Source organism: Pseudomonas juntendi (genome assembly GCF_021560075.1).
In the GTDB taxonomy this organism is placed as follows: Bacteria; Pseudomonadota; Gammaproteobacteria; order Pseudomonadales; family Pseudomonadaceae; genus Aquipseudomonas; species Aquipseudomonas juntendi.
In genome coordinates, this window is the sequence record NZ_CP091088.1 from 3,886,123 (window position 1) to 3,905,909 (window position 19,787).

General features: G+C 63.5%; 21 protein-coding genes and 1 pseudogene. 9 read left to right on the top strand and 13 right to left on the bottom strand.

Annotated features, from left to right (window positions below; translation table 11 throughout):
* Positions 1-190: 190 nt before the first annotated feature.
* Positions 191-595, top strand: a complete 405-nt coding sequence (locus L1P09_RS18030) for a GNAT family N-acetyltransferase (RefSeq protein WP_161891777.1) — start codon at positions 191-193, stop codon at positions 593-595.
* Here the strand turns inward: L1P09_RS18030 and def are convergent.
* The 3 genes from def to L1P09_RS18045 all read right to left on the bottom strand — a co-directional run bounded on the left by def (position 550) and on the right by L1P09_RS18045 (position 2,374).
* Entirely contained in the window at positions 550-1,086 is a 537-nt protein-coding gene (gene def / locus L1P09_RS18035) for a peptide deformylase (protein ID WP_009686771.1), read from the bottom strand. The two genes, L1P09_RS18030 and def, sit on opposite strands and share 46 nt — an antisense overlap.
* Positions 1,083-2,042, bottom strand: a complete 960-nt coding sequence (locus tag L1P09_RS18040) for a YihY/virulence factor BrkB family protein (RefSeq protein ID WP_009686772.1) — start codon at positions 2,040-2,042, stop codon at positions 1,083-1,085. Before L1P09_RS18040 ends, def begins: the two co-directional genes overlap by 4 nt.
* A gap of 152 nt (positions 2,043-2,194) precedes the next feature.
* Positions 2,195-2,374, bottom strand: coding sequence for a CsbD family protein (locus tag L1P09_RS18045; RefSeq protein ID WP_029885390.1), 180 nt, complete (start codon positions 2,372-2,374; stop codon positions 2,195-2,197).
* Positions 2,375-2,514: 140 nt separating this feature from the next.
* Here L1P09_RS18045 and L1P09_RS26235 point away from each other — a divergent pair.
* Together L1P09_RS26235 and L1P09_RS18060 are read left to right on the top strand one after the other, a co-directional pair.
* Positions 2,515-3,455: pseudogene (locus L1P09_RS26235) on the top strand (hypothetical protein).
* A gap of 164 nt (positions 3,456-3,619) precedes the next feature.
* On the top strand, positions 3,620-4,000 hold the full coding sequence (locus tag L1P09_RS18060; protein WP_009686775.1) for a hypothetical protein: 381 nt from the start codon (positions 3,620-3,622) through the stop codon (positions 3,998-4,000).
* Here the strand turns inward: L1P09_RS18060 and L1P09_RS18065 are convergent, their stop codons facing one another.
* The gene (locus L1P09_RS18065) at positions 4,001-4,837 is read right to left on the bottom strand and encodes a CvfB family protein (protein WP_235767955.1); all 837 of its coding nucleotides are present in this window, start codon (positions 4,835-4,837) and stop codon (positions 4,001-4,003) included.
* Between the two features lie 130 nt (positions 4,838-4,967).
* Between L1P09_RS18065 and L1P09_RS18070 the strand changes: the two genes are divergently transcribed.
* On the top strand, positions 4,968-5,828 hold the full coding sequence (locus L1P09_RS18070; protein ID WP_235767956.1) for a DUF6279 family lipoprotein: 861 nt from the start codon (positions 4,968-4,970) through the stop codon (positions 5,826-5,828).
* A gap of 24 nt (positions 5,829-5,852) precedes the next feature.
* Here L1P09_RS18070 and aceK read toward each other — a convergent pair whose 3' ends face one another.
* Complete coding sequence (gene aceK, locus L1P09_RS18075; RefSeq protein ID WP_182336930.1) at positions 5,853-7,568, bottom strand: bifunctional isocitrate dehydrogenase kinase/phosphatase; 1,716 nt, start codon at positions 7,566-7,568, stop codon at positions 5,853-5,855.
* A 144-nt stretch (positions 7,569-7,712) separates the two neighbouring features.
* Between aceK and L1P09_RS18080 the strand changes: the two genes are divergently transcribed.
* Positions 7,713-8,588 carry a DMT family transporter gene (locus tag L1P09_RS18080; protein WP_182336932.1) on the top strand — a complete coding sequence of 292 codons (876 nt, stop codon included), beginning with the start codon at positions 7,713-7,715 and terminating at the stop codon, positions 8,586-8,588.
* 13 nt (positions 8,589-8,601) lie between these two features.
* Positions 8,602-9,060 carry a DUF4265 domain-containing protein gene (locus tag L1P09_RS18085; protein WP_054905137.1) on the top strand — a complete coding sequence of 153 codons (459 nt, stop codon included), beginning with the start codon at positions 8,602-8,604 and terminating at the stop codon, positions 9,058-9,060.
* A 3-nt stretch (positions 9,061-9,063) separates the two neighbouring features.
* Here L1P09_RS18085 and L1P09_RS18090 read toward each other — a convergent pair whose 3' ends face one another.
* The 4 genes from L1P09_RS18090 to cysK form a co-directional block, all read right to left on the bottom strand.
* Positions 9,064-9,945, bottom strand: coding sequence for a DMT family transporter (locus L1P09_RS18090; RefSeq protein WP_235767957.1), 882 nt, complete (start codon positions 9,943-9,945; stop codon positions 9,064-9,066).
* Between the two features lie 115 nt (positions 9,946-10,060).
* Entirely contained in the window at positions 10,061-10,222 is a 162-nt protein-coding gene (locus tag L1P09_RS18095) for a hypothetical protein (RefSeq protein ID WP_009686782.1), read from the bottom strand.
* 127 nt (positions 10,223-10,349) lie between these two features.
* Positions 10,350-11,285 carry an aspartyl/asparaginyl beta-hydroxylase domain-containing protein gene (locus L1P09_RS18100; protein WP_235767958.1) on the bottom strand — a complete coding sequence of 312 codons (936 nt, stop codon included), beginning with the start codon at positions 11,283-11,285 and terminating at the stop codon, positions 10,350-10,352.
* 172 nt (positions 11,286-11,457) lie between these two features.
* Entirely contained in the window at positions 11,458-12,432 is a 975-nt protein-coding gene (cysK, locus tag L1P09_RS18105; RefSeq protein WP_009686784.1) for a cysteine synthase A, read from the bottom strand.
* A 133-nt stretch (positions 12,433-12,565) separates the two neighbouring features.
* On the opposite strand from cysK, the gene L1P09_RS18110 reads away from it, so the two are divergent.
* From L1P09_RS18110 to L1P09_RS18120, 3 genes are all read left to right on the top strand, one after another.
* A complete protein-coding gene (locus L1P09_RS18110; RefSeq protein ID WP_009686785.1) occupies positions 12,566-13,639 on the top strand; it encodes a DUF748 domain-containing protein in 1,074 nt (357 codons plus the stop codon).
* 221 nt (positions 13,640-13,860) lie between these two features.
* Entirely contained in the window at positions 13,861-14,706 is an 846-nt protein-coding gene (locus tag L1P09_RS18115; protein WP_009686786.1) for an AAA family ATPase, read from the top strand.
* 13 nt (positions 14,707-14,719) lie between these two features.
* Positions 14,720-15,898 carry a vWA domain-containing protein gene (locus L1P09_RS18120; protein WP_009686787.1) on the top strand — a complete coding sequence of 393 codons (1,179 nt, stop codon included), beginning with the start codon at positions 14,720-14,722 and terminating at the stop codon, positions 15,896-15,898.
* Positions 15,899-16,013: 115 nt separating this feature from the next.
* Here the strand turns inward: L1P09_RS18120 and L1P09_RS18125 are convergent, their stop codons facing one another.
* Genes L1P09_RS18125 through L1P09_RS18140 form a run of 4 tightly spaced genes read right to left on the bottom strand, consistent with a single transcriptional unit; the run spans position 16,014 to position 19,686 of the window.
* Positions 16,014-16,931 carry a 5-oxoprolinase subunit C family protein gene (locus L1P09_RS18125; RefSeq protein ID WP_235767959.1) on the bottom strand — a complete coding sequence of 306 codons (918 nt, stop codon included), beginning with the start codon at positions 16,929-16,931 and terminating at the stop codon, positions 16,014-16,016.
* The gene (pxpB, locus tag L1P09_RS18130) at positions 16,928-17,614 is read right to left on the bottom strand and encodes a 5-oxoprolinase subunit PxpB (protein ID WP_009686789.1); all 687 of its coding nucleotides are present in this window, start codon (positions 17,612-17,614) and stop codon (positions 16,928-16,930) included. The genes L1P09_RS18125 and pxpB overlap by 4 nt, the downstream gene beginning before the upstream one ends.
* Complete coding sequence (locus L1P09_RS18135) at positions 17,614-18,390, bottom strand: 5-oxoprolinase subunit PxpA (RefSeq protein WP_009686790.1); 777 nt, start codon at positions 18,388-18,390, stop codon at positions 17,614-17,616. Before L1P09_RS18135 ends, pxpB begins: the two co-directional genes overlap by 1 nt.
* 9 nt (positions 18,391-18,399) lie before the next feature.
* Positions 18,400-19,686 carry an MFS transporter gene (locus L1P09_RS18140; RefSeq protein WP_192440487.1) on the bottom strand — a complete coding sequence of 429 codons (1,287 nt, stop codon included), beginning with the start codon at positions 19,684-19,686 and terminating at the stop codon, positions 18,400-18,402.
* Between the last annotated feature and the right edge of the window lie 101 nt (positions 19,687-19,787).

Below are 19,787 nucleotides of genomic sequence, written 5' to 3' on the forward strand. Positions count from 1 at the left end.
TGCCTGAAATTCTACGCCTGGCCGTTAATAGTTGAACCCCGAACTCGGATATTCAGTCTTGCCGAATTTGCAACAATCTGCGACAAAATACCCGCAAAGCATTACGCCAGAGCCTCTGCTCTGTACTCAGGGGAAATTCGCCATTTCTGAACAATTAACCTGCTCGACACTTGCAGATACAGAACGCCGGCTGCTGGACCACTTTTACCGGCAACAAGGCTCGCGCATGCGCGCGGCAAGCGATGCGCAGTTGTGGGTAGCCAGGGGGCCGGGGATCATTGCCGGGCTGAGCCTGGCCAGGGTAACCGGGGGCTTCTGGCTGACCGGCCTGTTCGTCGACCCGCAACGGCGCCAGCAAGGGGTAGCCGGCAAACTGGTGAAGGCGGCGCTGGCCCAGGCTGACGGGCCAACCTGGCTGTTTTGCCACCCCGACCTGCTGCCGTTCTATCAACGCCTGGGTTTCGAACTGGCGCAGTGCCTGCCAGACACCCTGCATGGCCGCTTGCAACGCTACCAGCGCAGCAAACGCCTGGTGGCCCTGCAGCAGGGTCAGTCGTCGCCTGCTTCCAGCCCTGGGAACAGCACGTCGGTGTAGCCGAACTTGGTAAAGTCCTGGATCCGCGATGGATACAAACGCCCGATCAGGTGGTCGCACTCATGCTGCACCACCCGCGCGTGGAAGCCTTCGGCAAAGCGGCGGATCGCATTGCCCTGTGGGTCGATGCCCTCATAGCAAATGTGCTTGAAGCGTGGTACCACGCCGCGCAAGCCGGGCACCGAAAGGCAGCCTTCCCAACCGTCTTCCAGTTCAGTGGAGGTCGGGGTGATGACCGGGTTCAGCAGGATGGTCTGCGGCACCGCTTCGGCGTCCGGGTAACGCTCGCTGCGTTCGAAGCCGAAAATCACCAGTTGCAGTTCGATGCCCACCTGCGGCGCGGCCAGGCCCACGCCGCCGACATGGCGCATGGTTTCAAACATGTCGTCGATCAGTTGCTGCAGCTCGCCGCTGCCCAGCAGCTGCGCGGGCACTGGCGCGGCGACGCGCAGCAGGCGCTCGTCGCCCATCTTGAGAATGTCACGGATCATCGGGGGTTAGGCTCGGAAGTCTGCGCCTGGCCCGAAGTGGGGTGCTCATGGCCCAGAACACTGATGGTCTGCGCGGGCGCGTGCTCGTCGAAATCCTTTTCACCGGGGTTTTTGCCCTCGGCCGACATGTGCTCGATCACCGCATTCATTTCGGCGCCCAGCAACAGCACGGCAGCCGAGATGTAGAAATACAGCAACAGCACGATGATTGCACCAATGCTGCCGTACATGGCGTTGTAGTCAGCGAAGGTTTTCACGTAGTAGGCAAAGCCCAGCGACGCGATGATCCACACCACCACCGCCAGCACCGAGCCCGGCGTGATGAAGCGGAACTTCTGTTTCACATCAGGCATTACGTAGTAGATCAACGCGACCGCCACCATCAGCAGAAAGACGATCACCGGCCAGCGCAACACCGTCCACAAGGTGACGATGAACTCCTGCATGCCGATCTGGGCGGCGATCCACTCCATGACTTGCGGGCCCAGCACCATCAGCGCGGCGGCTGCCAGCAGCATGCCGGCCAAGCCCACGGTGTAGAAAATGGATAACGGGATGCGCTTCCAAACCGGCCGGCCCTCGGGCACATCATAGGCGGCGTTCATGGCGCTCATCATCAGGCGCACACCGGCCGATGCGGTCCACAAGGCGATCACGATACCAACCGACAACAGCCCGCCCTTGGATTGCTGTAACTGGTCGATTACCGGGTTCACCTGCTCCAGGGCCTGGGGTGGCAATACCAGCTCCGATTGCAGGCGCAACCAGGAGAAAAAGTCGGGCAGGTGCAAAAAGCCGATCAGGGCAATCAGGAACAGCAAGAATGGGAATAGCGAGAACAGCGCCTGGTAGGCCAGCGCCGACGCATAGGTGGACATCTCGTCATCGAGAAATTCCTTGACGGTGCGCGCCAGCACGCGGTGCAAAGGCAGGCCCTGCAGGGCGGAAAAAATCATAGCGTCTCCTTTCGCCGCTTGATCGAATCAACACACAAGTCTAATAGACCGTGCCGATGCTGTGCTGCTCCCAGTCGCGATTGAAGAAATTGGCGGCAAAAGTAACGGCCTCTTCGCACGCATGCGAAGAGGCCGACACAGGCTTGCTCAGATCACGGTTTTTTTACCGCGTCTTTCACATCGCCCTTCACTTGCTGCGCCTCGCCTTTGAGCTCTTGCGCCTTGCCCTCGGCACGCAGCTTGTCGTTGTCGGTCACCTTGCCGACACCTTGTTTCACGTTGCCCATCGCCTCATTGGCCAGGCCTTTGACTTTGTCTTTAGTACCGCTCATGGCAAAACTCCTGCAAATGGAGACACGTGTACAGTGTCGACAAAAGGTGGACCCAGCACCCAGCGCAAGAGTTTCAACGAATTTTCACCCCGCAAGCCAAGCGGTCAATCTACGGGCGAATACCGCACCATACCCGGCCCATGCGTCTGATGCCCGCACTGCTGGCCTTGCTGCCACTGCTGCCCCTGTCCACCCTGGCCACCGCTGCCGCCAGCCCTGAAACCCTGCGCTGGGCCATTGAAACCAGTAACCGGAACCCCGGCCATTACCGTATCGACATCGCCGCCGTGGGCAAGCCACCTTATGTGATCCGCCCCAGCCACGCGCTGCCGGAAATCAAAGGCCCGGTCAGCATCACCGGGCTGGCCTGGGCACGCGAGGGTCAGTACATTGCCATCGACGGCTCCGCCTACATCAAGGACCAGGGTGTTCGCACCTGCCCCGGCGCCCTGCCCGGATCGGGGTCAGCGTCACCGGTGAGGGCAACATCCTCGACGGCAACCTGATCCACGGCAACCGCATCGGCGTCGCCCTGCGCCCGGAGCCTGAGGTGACTACCACGCGCCTCAGCGGGAACCGTATCTGGGCCAACAGCCAGGATATCCGCCGCTGCCAGGCGGGCGGCTCATGCGTACCCGGGCAGCGCACCGGGGCCATCGTGTTTGGCGTGCCAGCCCAGGCACACGCCTTGTATGTGGGCTCACGCGGGATTGGCGCCGACCTGCCGAAGCAGGACCAGGCACTTATCTGCAATGCCAAGGGCGAGCCCAAGCCGTGCCAGCCGCTGCCCAACCACAATCAGCCGGCACCACGGCTGCTGGCGCTGGAAGGCAATGTGCTGCGCGGTGAAGTACAGGGGCCGGCATCGAGCCTGCTGCGCGTTGAGCTCTTCGGCAATGCCCAGGCCGACGCCACCGAGGCCGAGCACTACCTTGGCGAAGTGCAGGTGAACAGTCACGTACAAGGGCAGGCACGGTTTGCCCAGGCGCTGGACGACATCGCCGGGTTGCGCAGCTTCACCGCGACCGTGACCACCGCTGACGGGGCAACCTCCGAGCTGAGCCTGCCGCTTCGTCGCTGACGCACCGCCAGGGCCGGCTGATGGCGGGTGTGGGGCGCAACCCAAGGCAGCGCCCGCGCCCCCCACCTGGCGCGCCCGCAGCAGGCACAACCATCAAACCTTGCCCCGCCCCGTGGCACCCCTCACAATGCAGGCCTTCATAGCGTCAACCCGCAGGAACCTGCATGAAACTCGACAAACCCGCCGCCATCGCCCGGCGCAACCAAGCACTGGCCCGCCCGGTGCTGAACAGCAGCAACACGCTGTTCGCCATTCTGGACAACAAACGCAACCTGTGGTGGTTCGAAGTGCCGGTGGCGCTGCTGGGCAAGGGCCAGGCCGACTGGGTCAACCTGCTGCTGCATACCCCGCAAACCGACGAGCTGCAGCACCTGAAAGTGCCGACCAACTTCCTCAAGGCCCACCTGGAGCAGATGGAAGTGCGCAAGCCTGGCAAGCGCCGCTCGACCATCAGCCTGGCGCTGAGCGCCGACCGCGACTCGCTGCTGCGCGACACCCGCCCAGGTGGCGAGCAGCTGGACTTCCGCAACTTCGTTCAGGCCTGATCAGGCCTTTTCGATCCGGTCGTCATGGATGACGATCAAGCCCTGCTTGAACAAGCCGCCAATGGCTTTCTTGAAGTTGCCCTTGCTGACATTGAACAGCTTGCTGATCAACGCCGGGTCGCTCTTGTCACACACCCCCAGCACCCCGCCTTCGGCCTCCAGGCGCGCCATGATCTGCTCCTGCAGGCTGTCGGCCAGGGCGGCGCCCACCGGCTGCAGGCTGAGGGCGATCTTGCCGTCGTGGCGCAGTTCCTTGATGAAACCCTTCTCGTGCATGCCCGAGCGCAGGAACTTGAACACTTCGTTCTTGTGGATCAAGCCCCAGTGGCGGTTGTTGATGATGGCCTTGAAGCCCATCGGCGTTTCGCCAGCCACCAACAGCTCGACCGGCTGCCCGACCTTGTAATCGGCCGGGGCCACGTCGAGGTAGCGGTCCAGGCGGGACGTGGCGGTGATGCGGCGGGTGCGCTTGTCGAGGTACACGTGCACCACGCAGTAATCGCCGATCTTCAACGGCCGCGCCTCTTCCGAGTACGGCATCAACAGGTCCTTGGACAAGCCCCAGTCGAGGAAGATGCCGGCACCGTTGATGTCCTTGACCTTGAGGCTGGCAAACTCACCGACCTGCACCTTGGGCTTCTCGGCGGTCGCAATCAGCTGGTCTTCGCTGTCCAGGTAGATGAACACGTTCAACCAGTCATCGACTTCGGTTTCGGCGTTTTTCGGGATATAGCGCCCAGGCAGCAGGATCTCGCCATCGGCGCCGCCGTCCAGGTACAGACCGAAGTCCACGTGTTTCACGATTTGCAAACTGTTGTAACGCCCAAGCAGAGCCATTTCCGATGATCCTCATAACAAGGCGGCTATTCTACACCTGAAGCCAGCGCGCCGCCCGACCGCTGATGCAGTGGAACCGCCGTGCCCCCCTCGCGTCTACCGTCTGGCCAGCCACTGCAAGGAACAGCACATGCCTTCACGCCTGTCCAAAGCCCTGCTCATTGCCCTTGGATTCGCCCTGGCCCTTGGCGCCTGCAGCCGCATGGACCTGGCCTACCGCAACCTCGATCGCCTAGTGCCGTGGTCGCTGGGCGACTACCTGGACATGAACGGCACGCAAAAAGCCTTGCTCGACGACCGCCTCAAGCAACACCTGGCCTGGCACTGCAAGACCCAGTTACCGGGCTACCTCGACTGGCTGGAGCGGGTCCGCGCCATGGTCGCCAACAACCAGGTGACCGACCAGGCGCTGCAGCAACGCACCCGCGAAGCGCGCCAGGCGATTGGCCGTGTGGCCGAGGAAATCACCCCTTCGGCGACCGAGTTGTTGCGCGGCATGAGCGACCGCCAGGTGGCCGAAATGCGTGAAGCGTTCCGCGACGACATCGCCGAGCGGCAAAAAGAGTACGTCGATACCCCGCTGGCCGAGCAGGTCAGCGAGCGCAGCGCACGTATGGAAAAACGCCTGACCGCCTGGTTTGGCCCACTGTCCGCGGTGCAGAAGCAACGCGTACAAGCCTGGTCAGCAGCGCTGGGCGACCAGAACCGCGAATGGATCGCCAACCGCGCCCACTGGCAGCAACAGCTGCTGCTGGCGATGAACCAACGCAACGACGCCAGCTTCGAGCCGCACCTGGCGACCTTGTTGCAACACAAGGAAAGCCTGTGGACGCCGGAATACCGCGCGGCCTTCCAGAACACCGAGCAACAGGCGCGCAGCCTGTTTGTAGACCTGGTGCAGCAAAGTAGCGTGCAGCAGCGGCAGTTGCTGCAAGCGCGGTTGGCCAAGGTGCGCGGCCACTTCAGTGAGCTGAAGTGCCTGAAGGAGTGAGGGGCCTGGCCTGCAACACCGCCATCAGCGCCCCTTGCGCCGATACGGGAACACGTCGATCACCTTCCCCTCGCCAATGGCCGCCTGCAGGCCCTTCCAGTAATCCGCGTCATACAGCTCGCCGTGCAAGCGGCTGAACAAGCGCCGCTGGCCCACGTCGGCAAACAGAAACGGCGGGAACTCTTCGGGGAACACATCGTGCGGCCCGATCGAATACCACGGCTCGCCCGACAGCTCGTCCTCCGGATACCGCGGTGGCGGTATGTGGCGGAAATTCACCTCGGTCAGAAAGCAGATTTCGTCATAGTCATAGAACACCACCCGCCCATGCCGGGTGACACCAAAGTTCTTCAACAGCATGTCACCAGGAAAAATGTTCGCTGCCGCCAGTTGCTTGATGGCCAGGCCGTAGTCTTCCAGCGCCGCCAGCACCTGGCCTTCGCCCGCGCGCTCCAGGTACAGGTTCAGCGGGGTCATGCGCCGCTCGGTCCAGCAGTGGCGCACCAGCACCGTGTCGCCCTCCAGGGCCACGGTCGAGGGCGCCACTTCGAGCAACTCGGCCAGGCAATCGGGCTCGAACTTGCTGCGTGGGAAACGAAAATCGGCGAACTCCTGGGTATCGGCCATGCGCCCTACCCGGTCCACGCTTTTCACCAACCGGTACTTGTCGATCACCGTAGCGCGGTCAACGGTTTTCGACGGTGAAAAGCGGTCTTTGATGACCTTGAACACGGTGTTGAAACCCGGCAGGGTGAACACACTCATGACCATGCCGCGCACCCCCGGCGCCATGACGAAGCGGTCGTCGCTGTTGGCCAGGTGGTTGATCAACGCCCGGTAGAACTCCGACTTGCCTTGCTTGTAGAAACCGATCGACGTGTACAGCTCGGCAATGTGCTTGCCCGGCAGAATGCGCTTGAGAAAATGCACGAACTCGGCCGGCACCGGCACATCGGCCATGAAGTAGGAGCGGGTGAACGAGAAGATGATCGACACCTCGGCTTCGTCGGTGATCAACCCGTCCACCTCGATGCCATGGCCCTCGCGGTGCAGCAAGGGAATCACCAAAGGCCATTGCTCATCGCGGTTGTACAGGCGGCCGACCAGGTAGGCCCCTTTGTTGCGGTACAGCACGGGCACGAACAGCTCCACCGCAAGCTCCGGGTCCTTGCAAACCCAGTCGGGCAGGCATTCGCGCACCTGCGCTTCCAGCCGTGCCAGGTCACCCTCCAGGTCACCGTAGGCGACATCGAACGGGTAGTCGGCGAAGATCGCCTGCAGCATTCCCTTCAGGCTACCGCCCAGCGCATAGGTACGGGTTTGCGCGGCGCGCTCGCGCCCGCGCAGCGACGGCCGGGTGGTGTGGATGAACATGCAACCATCGCTGATCTGGTCGTGGCTGAACAGGCTGCAGAACAGCGAGTTGTACCAGGTCTCGGCCAACTCATCGTCCAGCCGGGGGTCGATCTGCTGAATGTAGGCGTGTTTGGCCAGCGGCCACTGCGCCACGTCCAGCAACACCGGCGCGGGGAAGGCCTGGCGCAGCCAGCCGTTGACCTCGGCGACTTTTTCTTCATACAGGCTGATGCGCGCAGCCGCGGCCTGCTGGATTTCCTGCCAGCGCGCCTGCTCGAAGCGCTGGCGGGCGCCGAGGGTAATGCGCTGGAAGTGGTCACGGTAATCGTCGAAGCCCGCCAGGATGGTGCGGGCGATTTCGACAGCGGGCCAGGGTTGGGGCATGCCGGGCACCTCATGGGTGAATGAGTTACACAGCTTAGTCGGCCTGACGCAAATGCGGGCCAGGTTCACTGCGCAAGAAAGCACAAGTATCGCCCCGCCCCCTCGCGTACACTCGCGCCCCTGCCCTGCCCTCCGGAGACCGTTGTGAGCCCGATTGCCCTAACCCGCCTGCTGACCCTTGCTGCCGTCTGGGGGGCGAGTTTCCTGTTCATGCGCATCATCGCCCCCGAGCTGGGCACTGTGCCGACCGCGTTCTTTCGCGTCTCGATCGCCTGCCTGGGCCTGGTCGCCATCGTCGCCGCCAGCCGCGTGCGCTGGGACTTCCAGGGCAAGCTCGGGGCCTGCCTGGTACTGGGCATGATCAACTCCGGCATCCCGGCAACCTTCTATTCCGTAGCTGCCCAGGTGCTGCCAGCCGGTTACTCGGCGATCTTCAACGCCACCACGCCACTGATGGGCGTGCTGATCGGCGTGCTGTGCTTCCGTGAACCCATGACGTTGGCCAAGCTCTGCGGCATCTTCCTTGGCCTGCTCGGTGTCGGCATCCTCAGCGGGGCCGGGCCGGTGGCCCTGGACATGGCCCTGCTGCAAGGCGCCCTGGCGTGCCTGGCAGCTACCACCTGCTACGGCTTTGCCGGGTTCCTCGCGCGGCGTTGGATCAGTGGCCTGGACAGCCGCCTGTCGGCGCTGGGCAGCATGCTCGGCGCTACGCTGATGCTGAGCCCGCTGTTCGCCTGGAGCGCCCTCAGCCAGCCGCCCGCCAGCTGGGGCGGCTGGCAGGTCTGGCTGTCGCTGCTCGGCCTGGGCCTGCTGTGCACGGCATTCGCCTATATCCTGTACTTCCGTCTGCTGGTAGAAATAGGCCCGGTCAAGGCCAGCACCGTGACCTTCCTGATCCCGGTGTTCGGCGTGCTGTGGGGCGCATGGCTGCTGGACGAGCCGCTGTCGATGGCGCACCTGTATGGCGGCCTGCTGATTGCTGTGGCCTTGTGGCTGGTACTGCGCCCGGCGCGCAATTGACCGGGAGAACGGCATGAACCCGACCTGCAAGAAGGTGCTGTTCCGCCTGGAACAGGACGCCAACGGCTACCCACCGGCCTCGGTCGAAGGCCTTTGGGCCAAGGCTGTGGAAGGCGGCCATGCCGTGGACAACATCCCCTTTCATGTGTACGGCATCGCGCCGGGTGACCTTATCGGCACCTATGAAGAAGACGGCCAGACCTGGTTCGCCGAACTGCGCCAAAGCAGCGGCACCTCGGTATTCCGGGTGCTGGTCAAGCCCCCGGAAACCCTCGATCAGGTTCGCGCTGCCTTGCAGGATTTCGGCTGCGCCTGTGAAACCGAGCATTCGGTAAGACTGCTGGCCGTGGCACTACCGCAACAGCGCTCGATCGACACCCTGCTCTACTACCTGCTCACCCAGCGCGAAGCCGGGCTGCTGGACTTCGAGGAAGGCGTACTCCGGCACGCCATCCCCGCCGAGTTCCGCTAGGGCTCAGGCCTCGGCCAGGCGCTTGGCAGGCTTGCGGAACACGAACAGCAGGCCGACCACGATCAACCCCATGCCCAGCAGGCTGAGCGGCGCCAGGCGGTTGCCGAAGATCAGCAAGTCCATCACCGCGGTCACCGCCGGCACCAGGTAGAACAGGCTGGTGACGTTGACCAGGTTACCCTTGGCGATCAGCCGATACAGCAGCAAGGTGGCCAGCAGCGAAACCACCAGGCCCATCCACAGCAAGGCAGCCACGAAACCCCCGGTCCACTGCACCTGTAAGGGTTGCAAGGGTGCGAACAGCGCGCACACGGCAAAGCCGGCCAGGTACTGCAGCGGCAGCGTGCCCATGGGGTTGTCGGTGATGCGTTTTTGCAGGATCGAACCGCAAGTCATGCTGGCCAGCGCCAGCAGGGCGAACAGCATGCCCGCCAGCGACACCCCACCCAGGTTGAGCCCCTGGTACACCACCATGATCAAGCCGCTCAAGCCCAGCCCCAGGCCGAACAGGCGGCTGATCGAACGCTGGCGCTCCATCAGCACGACGGTGAGGATCGGTTGCACGCCCATGACCGTGGCCATGATGCCTGGCGTGACGTGGGTGTCGAGGGCCAGCAGATAGAATATCTGGTAAGCCCCGAGCAACACGCAGCCAGTGCCCAGGGCACGCAGCATGGCGCCCTTACGGCGTGGCCAGCGCAGCCCCAGCAACGGCCCGATCAGCAACAGGCCCGCCAGGGCCAAGGCAGAGCGCAGCAGCAGGAACGCGAACGGGCTGGCATGCGCCAGGCCAAGTTTGGAAACGATCGCCCCGCTGCTCCACAGCAGGACGAACAGGCTGGTAGTGGCCGCCGAGGCCACGGATGCTTTGTTGAAAAAGGACATGTATTGCCACCTGATGATAGGCAGATAAGCCAAGCGGACGGCCTGCGCTAAAGCGCACTAAGTAGCCGGCCGGGTTCAGTGGGTTGCGTGTGCGAAGGGAATCGGCCGAAGCCGATCAGCCCAACACGACCACGCAGCATGGCGGAGCTACGCCGCCTACGGCGCCACTGACAGGTGGTGGGTAATGACTGACCATGGCCGGCTGCTGGCTGCCACGCACGACCATGCCCGCGACTGGCGCGATGGCAAAGCTGGTGGTGGAGGGCTTGGCGGGCATGATTCAGGCTTCAGGGAAGGAAGTGTTGTTGAGAATAGCGGTGAACCCACGATCGGGCAATAGCGGGCGCCAGTGTGAGGTGAGCTGGCCTGTGCGCGGGTGAACCCGCGCACAGGCCAGCCTGCGCTCAGAACAACCAGCGGTAAAGCAGATAAGCCACGACCACCGCCAGCACCGGGCGCAAGACCCGGTAGGCCTTGGGGTTGGCCCGTTTGAACTGCTTCACGTGGGTGCCGAGCTTGTTGGAGAAGCGCTTGCTCCAGGCATACGCCTGGTTGATGCCGCCCACCCGCTCGTCGTCGGTGTTCTGCGGCGCGGTGGCGCGGCCCAGGAAGGCACTGACCTTGCGGTTGATGCGGGTCATCAGCGGGCTGCTCAACGGCCGCTCGATGTCGCAGAACAGGATCACCCGGGTCACATCGGTCTCGTTTTTCACCCAGTGCACGTAGGTTTCATCGAACATCACGTCTTCGCCGTCCCGCCAGGCGTACTCCTGCCCATCGACGTAGATGCGGCAGGCGTCGGAGTTCGGCGTGGACAGGCCCAGGTGGTAACGCAACGAACCGGCGAATGGGTCGCGGTGCGGGTTCAGGTGGCTACCGCCAGGCAGCAGGGCGAACATCGCGCCCTTGACGTTGGGAATGCTGCTGACCAGTTCTACGGTTTTCGGGCACAGCGCCTCGGCCGATGGCAGCGGCTTGTCATACCACTTCAGGTAAAACCGCTTCCAGCCCTTCTTGAAGAACGAACCGAAGCCGGCGTCGTTGTCCTTTTCGGCGGCGCGGATATAGCCCTCGTCGAACAGGCGCATGGCCTCTTCGCGGATTTCCTGCCAGTTGTCTTTGAGCACATCCAGTTCCGGGAAGCGCTGGCGGTCCAGGTAGGGTTTGGACGGCACCCCGGAAAACAGGTACATCAAGGCGTTGTAGGGGGCGAACAGCGCCGAATGGTTGACGAACTGGCGCAACACCGGCAGGCGGGCTTTGCCGCGCAGGTGCACGAACAGCACACTGCCGAAGAACACCAGCAAGACACCCGCCTTGGCTGCAAAGGATAAGGTCATGCATCACTCCTAGGTGAAGAAACAGGGCTGCGCGGCCTGCTCTCCTGAAAATCATCCTGCCATCATAAACCGATCCCGCCGCGGTACAAACCACCCGGGCGGGATCGTGTCGATGAAGATTGTGCAGTCAACCAGGCTGCCGAACATTGAGCCCGGTCAGCGGCATGGCCGGTTACTGCTGGTTTTCCTGGTCGCTGAACATGTCGCTGAACAGCATGCTCGACAAATAACGCTCGCCGGAATCGGGCAGCACCACGACGATGGTCTTGCCTTGCATTTCCGGTTTTTCCGCCAGGCGCACGGCCGCCGCCATGGCTGCGCCGCAAGAAATGCCGCAGAGAATGCCCTCTTCCTGCATCAGGCGAATGGCCATGGCCTTGGCCTCTTCGTCGGCCACCGTCAGCACCTGGTCGACAATCGACAGGTCGAGGTTTTTCGGTACGAAGCCAGCCCCGATGCCCTGGATCTTGTGTGGGCTGGGCTTGAGCTCTTCGCCGGCCAGGGTCTGGGTGATCAGTGGCGAAGCCTCGGGCTCCACGGCCACCGACAGGATCGCCTTGCCCTGGGTATGCTTGATGTAGCGCGACACACCGGTGATGGTGCCGCCCGTGCCCACCCCCGCCACCAGCACGTCCACCGCACCGTCGGTGTCGTTCCAGATTTCCGGGCCTGTGGTTTTTTCGTGAATGGCGGGGTTGGCCGGGTTCTCGAACTGGCCTGGCAGGAAGTACTGCGCCGGGTCTGAGGCCACGATTTCGTTGGCCTTGTCGATGGCGCCCTTCATGCCTTTGGCCGGCTCGGTCAGCACCAGTTCGGCGCCCAGCGCCTTCAGTACCTTGCGCCGTTCGAGGCTCATCGAAGCGGGCATGGTCAGCATCAGCTTGTAGCCACGCGCGGCGGCAACGAAGGCCAGGCCGATACCGGTGTTGCCCGAGGTGGGCTCGACTATGGTCATGCCCGGCTTGAGCCGGCCGCTGCTTTCGGCATCCCAGACCATGTTCGCGCCAATGCGGCACTTGACCGAGTAGCCCGGGTTGCGCCCCTCGATCTTGGCCAGGATGGTCACGCCACGCGGGGCGATCCGGTTGATCTGCACCAGCGGCGTGTTGCCGATGGAATGGGCGTTGTCTGCAAAGATACGGCTCATGGCAGGGGTCCTTGGCATGAAAGCGAGCAGGAAAAGACCTCAAGGGTAAGCCCCGGCCGTAGGCCCGTAAAGCCTGTTCGAACTCAACCGGGCGCATTGCGGTCCACCGCACATCCTCCTGGGAGACACCCCGATGAAAGCCCGTTATCGCTGGCCGCTGATCGGCCTGGCCAGCCTGGTGGCGCTGCTGGTGGCGTTGCACCTGGCCCTGCCCTACCTGGTACGCGACTACCTCAACGACAAGCTGGCCGACATGGGCGACTACCGTGGCCACGTGGCCGACGTGGACCTGGCCTGGTGGCGCGGGGCCTACCGGATCAACGGCCTGCGGATCGTCAAGACCAGCGGCAAGGTGCCAGTGCCGCTGCTGGATGCACCGGTTATCGACCTGTCGGTCAGCTGGCACTCGCTGATCTACGACAAGGCCGTGGTGGCGAAAGTGATCTTCGAGCAGCCCGAACTGAACTTCGTCGACGGCGGCAACAAGCAGGCCTCGCAGACCGGCCAGGGCACCGATTGGCGGCAACAACTGGAAAAGCTGCTGCCGATTACCCTCGATGAAGTGCATATCGACAATGGCACCCTGACCTTTCGCAATTTCAACTCCAACCCCCCGGTCAACCTCAAGGCAACCCGGCTGGACGCCACCATCAGCAACCTGACCAACGTGCGCGACAAGCAAGGCCGGCGCGACGCCAGCTTCGAGGGCACGGCGCTGATCGCCGGCAATGCCAAGGTCGAAAGCCGCGCCACCTTCGACCCGTTCAGTGACTTCGATGACTTCGAGTTCCGCCTGCGTGCCACCGGCATAGAACTGCGCAACCTGAATGACTTCGCCAGTGCCTACGGCAAGTTCGACTTCAGCGCAGGGCATGGTGACGTGGTCATCGAGGCGCAGGCGGAAAACGGCCGCCTCAATGGCTACATCAAACCCCTGCTGCGTGACGTGGACGTGTTCGACTGGCAGCAAGATGTCGAAAACAAGGACAAAGGCTTCTTCCGCTCGGTGTGGGAGGCCCTGGTGGGCGCCTCCGAGACGGTGCTGAAGAACCAGCCGAAAAACCAGTTCGCCACCCGGGTGGAGCTCAGCGGCAGCGTGCACAAGCAGAACATCAGCGCCTTCGAGGCCTTCCTGCAGATCCTGCGCAACGGCTTCATCCAGGCGTTCAATGCACGCTATGAGCAACCGGCGCCGAAGTCCGACTGAAACAGTGTGACGGGGCATTCAGGGACTGAATACCCGGTCCGCGTTTTCAGCTGCCCGGGCCCGCGTTATAGTCGGTAACAAATCGAAAACAGGTGTTGGGCCATTCGCGGGCACGCCCGCTCCCACAGTTACTTCCGCAGATTCAGAAGTTTGTGCAATTCCTGTGGGAGCGGGCGTGCACGCGAAGAGGCCGGCACAGGCTTACAACAGAGGACAGCCCCATGAAGTTCGAAGGCACCCGCGACTACGTCGCCACAGACGACCTGAAACTGGCGGTAAACGCGGCCATCACCCTCGAACGCCCGCTGTTGGTCAAGGGCGAACCCGGCACCGGCAAGACCATGCTCGCCGAGCAATTGGCAGCTTCGTTCGGCGCGCGCCTGATCACCTGGCACATCAAGTCCACCACCAAGGCCCACCAGGGCCTCTACGAGTACGACGCGGTCAGCCGCCTGCGCGACTCGCAGCTGGGCGTGGACAAGGTCCATGACGTGCGCAACTACCTGAAGAAAGGCAAGCTGTGGGAGGCCTTCGAGGCCGAGGAGCGGGTCATCCTGCTGATCGACGAAATCGACAAGGCCGACATCGAGTTCCCCAACGACCTGTTGCAGGAACTGGACAAGATGGAGTTCTACGTTTACGAAATCGACGAGACCATCAAGGCCCGGCAGCGCCCGATCATCATCATTACCTCGAACAACGAAAAGGAGCTGCCCGACGCCTTCCTGCGCCGCTGCTTCTTCCACTACATCGCCTTCCCCGACCGCAGCACCCTGCAGCAGATCGTCGACGTGCACTACCCGAACATCAGCCAGGCGCTGGTCAGCGAGGCGCTGGACGTGTTCTTTGACGTACGCAAGGTGCCTGGCCTGAAGAAAAAGCCTTCCACCTCCGAGCTGGTCGACTGGCTCAAGCTGCTGATGGCCGACAACATCGGTGAAGCGGTGCTGCGTGAACGCGACCCGACCAAGGCGATCCCGCCGCTGGCCGGTGCGCTGGTGAAGAACGAGCAGGACGTGCAACTGCTCGAGCGCCTGGCCTTCATGAGCCGGCGCGGCAACCGCTGACAGGAGCCGGGCCATGCTGCTCAACCTGTTCAATGAAATGCGTGCGGCCAAGGTGCCGGTGTCGGTGCGTGAACTGCTCGACCTGCACCAGGCCTTGCAAAAGCACGTGGTGTTCGCCGACATGGACGAATTCTATTACCTCGCCCGCGCCATTCTGGTGAAAGACGAACGCCACTTCGACAAGTTCGACCGCGCCTTCGCCGCTTACTTCAAAGGCCTGGAAAACCTCGACCAGCACATCGAGGCGCTGATCCCGGAAGACTGGCTGCGCAAGGAGTTCGAGCGCTCGCTCAGCGACGAAGAACGCGCGCAAATCCAGTCGCTGGGTGGCCTGGACAAGCTCATCGAGGCCTTCAAGCAGCGCCTGGAAGAGCAGAAGGAGCGCCACGCCGGCGGCAACAAGTGGATCGGCACCGGCGGCACCAGCCCGTTCGGCTCGGGCGGCTACAACCCCGAGGGCATCCGCGTGGGCGAGGCCGGCAAACGCCAGGGCAAGGCGGTGAAGGTCTGGGACCAGCGCGAGTACAAGAACCTCGACGACCAGGTGGAACTGGGCACGCGCAACATCAAGCTGGCCCTGCGCCGGCTGCGCAAGTTCGCCCGTGAAGGCGCCGCCGAAGAGCTCGACATCGACGGCACCATCGACCACACCGCGCGCGATGCCGGGTTGCTGAACATCCAGATGCGCCCGGAGCGGCGCAACACCGTGAAGCTGCTGTTGCTGTTCGACATCGGTGGTTCCATGGACGCCCACGTCAAGGTGTGCGAAGAACTGTTCTCGGCCTGCAAGACCGAGTTCAAGCACCTGGAGTACTACTACTTCCACAACTGCGTGTACGAGTCGGTTTGGAAGAACAACCTGCGCCGCACCTCGGAGCGGTTTTCCACGTTCGATCTGCTGCACAAGTATGGCGACGACTACAAAGTGATCTTCGTTGGCGATGCGGCCATGGCGCCTTACGAAATTACCCAGCCCGGTGGCAGCGTGGAGCATTGGAACGAAGAAGCCGGGTATGTGTGGCTGCAGCGTTTCATGGAGAAATTCAGGAAGATCATCTGGATCAACCCCTATCCCCGGCAGGCTTGGGACTACACCGCCTCGACCCACCTGGTGCGGGAGTTGATCGAGGACAAGATGTATCCGCTGACCTTGCAGGGGTTGGAGGAAGGGATGCGGTATCTCTCAAAGTGAGATAGAACGGGCTGCCACTTGCCAGCGGTCTGGCCTCTTCGCGGGCGCGCCCGCTCCTACAGGTATGGCGCAGGCCTGTGTGGGAGCGGGCGTGCCCGCGAAAGGGCCCGCAGCCTTACAACCACCGGCCCAAGTATTGCTGCTGCTCCCGCCACGCCTCATCCTGCACCACCGCCCTGAACTTCACCTGCGCCCCCGGCATGCACTGCGCCAGTTGCGCCAGCGCCAGCGGCGTCAACGCCCCCAGGCGCGGGTAACCGCCAATGGTCTGCCGGTCATTGAGCAACACGATCGGTTGCCCGTCCGGCGGCACCTGCACCGCCCCCAGGGGAATGCCCTCGGAAATCATCGGCGCGCCCTGGTAGACCAGCTGCGGCCCCAGCAAGCGGATGCCCATGCGGTCGGCCCGGCTGTCCAGGGTCCAGTCCGTGTTGAATGCCTGGTACAGGCTGGTACCGCTGAAATCGCCGAGCTGCGCGCCCATCACCAGGTCGAGCACAGGCTTGTGGTGATAGCGCGGGCGCAACGCATCCGGCACTTCACGAAGGCTTGCCGGCGTACCCGCAAAAGCCAGCCGCTGGCCTTTACCAAGCGCAGCGCCCTGGCCGTCTGTACCGCCCAGCGCTTCGCGCACCACGGTGGCACAGCTGCCCAGCACCGCCTCGCCGCGAAACCCGCCAGGCGCCGCCAGGTACGCCCGAACGCCCTGCTTGGGCTGCTTCAGGGCCAAGCGCTGCCCCGTGCCCAAAGCAAAGCTGCGCCAGGGCGCTACCGGCTGATCATCAACTCGCGCATCCAGGTCGGCACCGGCCAGCGCCAGCACGCAATCCTGCTGCGCCACCACACAGAAGCCACCCAGCGCGACCTCCACCACAGGTGCGGCCAGCGAATTGCCCAACAGCCAGTTGGCCCAGTACATCGCCACCCAGTCCAGCGCCCCGCCCTGGGTCACGCCCAGGTGCCGTACGCCGAAGCGCCCGGCGTCCTGCAACTGGCACAAGGCGTTGCTGGCCTCGATCGTCAACTGCTTCATCCTTGCGCCTCCACATCGCCGCCCAGGGCCAGAAACTCATCACGCGTAACCGCCACGAAGCGCACCCGGTCACCGGGTTGCAACAGGCTATAGCCCTCACGTTCATGGTCGAACAAACGCACCGGTGTTCGCCCGATCAGGTTCCAGCCCCCCGGCGACACCGCCGGGTACGCTGCCGTCTGGCGCTCGGCAATACCCACGCTGCCCGCCGCCACGCGCTTGCGCGGGGTGCTCAGGCGGGGGCTGGCCAGGCGTTCATCGACCAGGCCCATGAAGCCGAACCCGGGGGCGAAGCCCAAGGCAAACACCGGGTACTCGCGCTCGCTGTGCAAGCGGGCCACTTCACCCTCGGTCAAGCCGCTGCGGGCAGCCAGTACAGGCAGCTCCGGACCAACGCTGGCGTGGTACCACACCGGGATCTCGTGACGCCGGCCACCACTGCCGGCGTCAGGCTGCAAACCGTCCAGGGCCTGGGCGATCAGCGCCCTCGCCTCGGCCGGCGGCAGGTCGAAGTGCACCATCAGCGTGGTGTACGACGGCACCAAGTCCAGCAGGTGCTGGCCGAACGCTGCGCGCAAGCACTGGCTGGCAGCAAGCATCCACGGCATGTTGGCCTCGTCGATACGCTCGAACAGGCGCACCATCAGGCTGTCGACCGCGACCACTTCGATACGCAGCTTCATCATCGCTCCATGGCATCGAGGGCTTGGCGAATCTGCCGCACCGCTGCTACCGAACTGTCGTTGTCGCCATGCACACACAGTGTGCTGGCCGCCAGCTTCAAGGCACTGCCATCGTTCGCTACCAGCGTATCGCCACGGGCCAGTCGCTCGGCCTGCTCCACCACACGCGCCGGGTCGTGATGCACGGCGCCGGGCAGGCGCCGCGAGACCAGGTGGCCGCTGGCGGTATAGGCCCGGTCGGCGAATGCCTCGAACCACAGCGGCACGCCGATTTCATCGCCCAGCGCCTGGGCCGTACGGTTGTCGGCGGTGGCCATCAGCATCAGCGGCAGATCGCTGCCGTAAGCCGCCACAGCTTCCAGCACGGTGCGCAGCTTGAGCGGGTCGGCCATCATGTCGTTGTACAGCGCGCCATGCGGCTTGATATAGGCCACACGGCCGCCGAGCACCTTGCAGATGCCCTCCAGTGCGCCGATCTGGTAGTGCAGCAAGTCGCGAATTTCCTCGGGGCTGCAGGCCATGGACCGGCGCCCGAAGCCGACCAGGTCCGGGTAGGCCGGGTGGGCACCGATCGCCACCCCGTGCTCCAGTGCCAGGGCCACGGTGCGGCGCATGATGCCAGGGTCACCGGCATGGTAACCGCAGGCGATGTTGGCGCAGTCGATGTAGGGCATGACCTCGGCATCCAGGCCCATGCGCCAGCTGCCGAAACTTTCACCCATGTCGCAATTGAGTAGCAGGCGTTCCACCACGCGGCCTCCGTTGTTGTCGTGCATGTGCCTACCTTACCGCGCTTGCAACTGTTTGCCGCGTGTTTCCGGCAGGCTCAGCGCTGCAACGATCACCACGCCATAGGACACGGCAGAAAACACACCGATACCCAGGCCCAGCGGCACCTGCTGGCCGAGCAAGCCAATCAGCAACGGGAACAGCGCCGCAACGACTTTGCCGATGTTGTAGCAGAAGCCCTGCCCCGAACCGCGGATACGTGTTGGGAACAGCTCTGTCAGGAACGCGCCCATGCCACTGAAGATCCCCGAGGCGAAGAAGCCCAGCGGGAAGCCCAGCCACAGCATCACGCCATCGCTGACGGGCATCTGCGTGTACAGCAGCACGATGACGAACGAGCCCACGGCGAACAGGATGAAGTTCTTCTTACGCCCCAGCAGGTCGGACAGGTACGCACTGACGACGTAGCCCACATACGAACCAACGATCACCATCGCCAGATAGCCACCGGTTCCCAGCACGCTCAGGCCGCGTTCATTCTTGAGGAAGGTCGGCAACCAGGACGTGATGGCGTAGTAACCGCCCAGCGCGCCTGTGGTCAACAACGAGGCGCGCACGGTGGTCCAGAGCATGCCTGGGGCGAAAATCTCGTAGAAGTGCGACGGTGCCTCGGCCGCTGGCGTCGCCTTGGCCTGGCGGTAGACCTCCGGGTCCTTGACCAGGCGGCGCACGAAGATCACGAAGATGGCCGGCACCAGGCCCAACAGGAACAGTGCCCGCCAGGCCTGCTCAGGCGGCAGCCAGGAGAACAGCAGTGCATAGAGGATGGCGGTGAGGCCCCAGCCAATGGCCCACCCGGACTGCACCATGCCGACCGCCTTGCCACGGTCCTGGGCGCGGATCACTTCGCCGATCAGCACTGCGCCGGCGGTCCACTCGCCGCCGAAGCCGAAGCCCATCAAGGTTCGGGCGATCAGCAACTGCTGGTAGTTCTGGGCGAACCCGCAGAGAAAAGTGAAAAACGCAAACCACAGTACCGTCAGTTGCAGGGTACGTACGCGGCCGATGCGGTCGGAGAGGATACCGGCTATCCAGCCGCCCACCGCCGAGGCGATCAGCGTGCTGGTGTGGATCAGCCCGGCTTCGGTGGTGGTGATCCCCCACAGCATGATCAGCGTGGGGATGACGAAGCTGAGCATCTGGGTGTCCATGCCATCCAGGCCGTAGCCAATCTTGCAGCTCCAGAAGGTGCGCCGTTGCTGTGAGTCGATGTCGCGGTACCAGGCGAACGGCCCGGACGAAGGGGAACAACTGACCTGCTGCTGCACGCCGGTGGGGTTCATGCTTGCCTCGGCTTGTTGGTATTGTTGTATGGGCGACCTGTACTGTCGCGGCCTGGGCCAATGTTCGGAGCCCGCGCGCGCTGCGTCCAACGAGAACAACC

Coding starts and splice junctions, on each gene's coding strand:
- def (WP_009686771.1), bottom strand. CDS start 1,086: ATGATCCGTGACATTCTCAAGATGGGCGACGAGCGCCTGCTGCGCGTC.
- L1P09_RS18040 (WP_009686772.1), bottom strand. CDS start 2,042: ATGATTTTTTCCGCCCTGCAGGGCCTGCCTTTGCACCGCGTGCTGGCG.
- L1P09_RS18045 (WP_029885390.1), bottom strand. CDS start 2,374: ATGAGCGGTACTAAAGACAAAGTCAAAGGCCTGGCCAATGAGGCGATG.
- L1P09_RS18060 (WP_009686775.1), top strand. CDS start 3,620: ATGAAACTCGACAAACCCGCCGCCATCGCCCGGCGCAACCAAGCACTG.
- L1P09_RS18065 (WP_235767955.1), bottom strand. CDS start 4,837: ATGGCTCTGCTTGGGCGTTACAACAGTTTGCAAATCGTGAAACACGTG.
- L1P09_RS18070 (WP_235767956.1), top strand. CDS start 4,968: ATGCCTTCACGCCTGTCCAAAGCCCTGCTCATTGCCCTTGGATTCGCC.
- aceK (WP_182336930.1), bottom strand. CDS start 7,568: ATGCCCCAACCCTGGCCCGCTGTCGAAATCGCCCGCACCATCCTGGCG.
- L1P09_RS18085 (WP_054905137.1), top strand. CDS start 8,602: ATGAACCCGACCTGCAAGAAGGTGCTGTTCCGCCTGGAACAGGACGCC.
- L1P09_RS18090 (WP_235767957.1), bottom strand. CDS start 9,945: ATGTCCTTTTTCAACAAAGCATCCGTGGCCTCGGCGGCCACTACCAGC.
- L1P09_RS18095 (WP_009686782.1), bottom strand. CDS start 10,222: ATGCCCGCCAAGCCCTCCACCACCAGCTTTGCCATCGCGCCAGTCGCG.
- L1P09_RS18100 (WP_235767958.1), bottom strand. CDS start 11,285: ATGACCTTATCCTTTGCAGCCAAGGCGGGTGTCTTGCTGGTGTTCTTC.
- cysK (WP_009686784.1), bottom strand. CDS start 12,432: ATGAGCCGTATCTTTGCAGACAACGCCCATTCCATCGGCAACACGCCG.
- L1P09_RS18110 (WP_009686785.1), top strand. CDS start 12,566: ATGAAAGCCCGTTATCGCTGGCCGCTGATCGGCCTGGCCAGCCTGGTG.
- L1P09_RS18115 (WP_009686786.1), top strand. CDS start 13,861: ATGAAGTTCGAAGGCACCCGCGACTACGTCGCCACAGACGACCTGAAA.
- L1P09_RS18120 (WP_009686787.1), top strand. CDS start 14,720: ATGCTGCTCAACCTGTTCAATGAAATGCGTGCGGCCAAGGTGCCGGTG.
- L1P09_RS18125 (WP_235767959.1), bottom strand. CDS start 16,931: ATGAAGCAGTTGACGATCGAGGCCAGCAACGCCTTGTGCCAGTTGCAG.
- pxpB (WP_009686789.1), bottom strand. CDS start 17,614: ATGAAGCTGCGTATCGAAGTGGTCGCGGTCGACAGCCTGATGGTGCGC.
- L1P09_RS18135 (WP_009686790.1), bottom strand. CDS start 18,390: ATGCACGACAACAACGGAGGCCGCGTGGTGGAACGCCTGCTACTCAAT.
- L1P09_RS18140 (WP_192440487.1), bottom strand. CDS start 19,686: ATGAACCCCACCGGCGTGCAGCAGCAGGTCAGTTGTTCCCCTTCGTCC.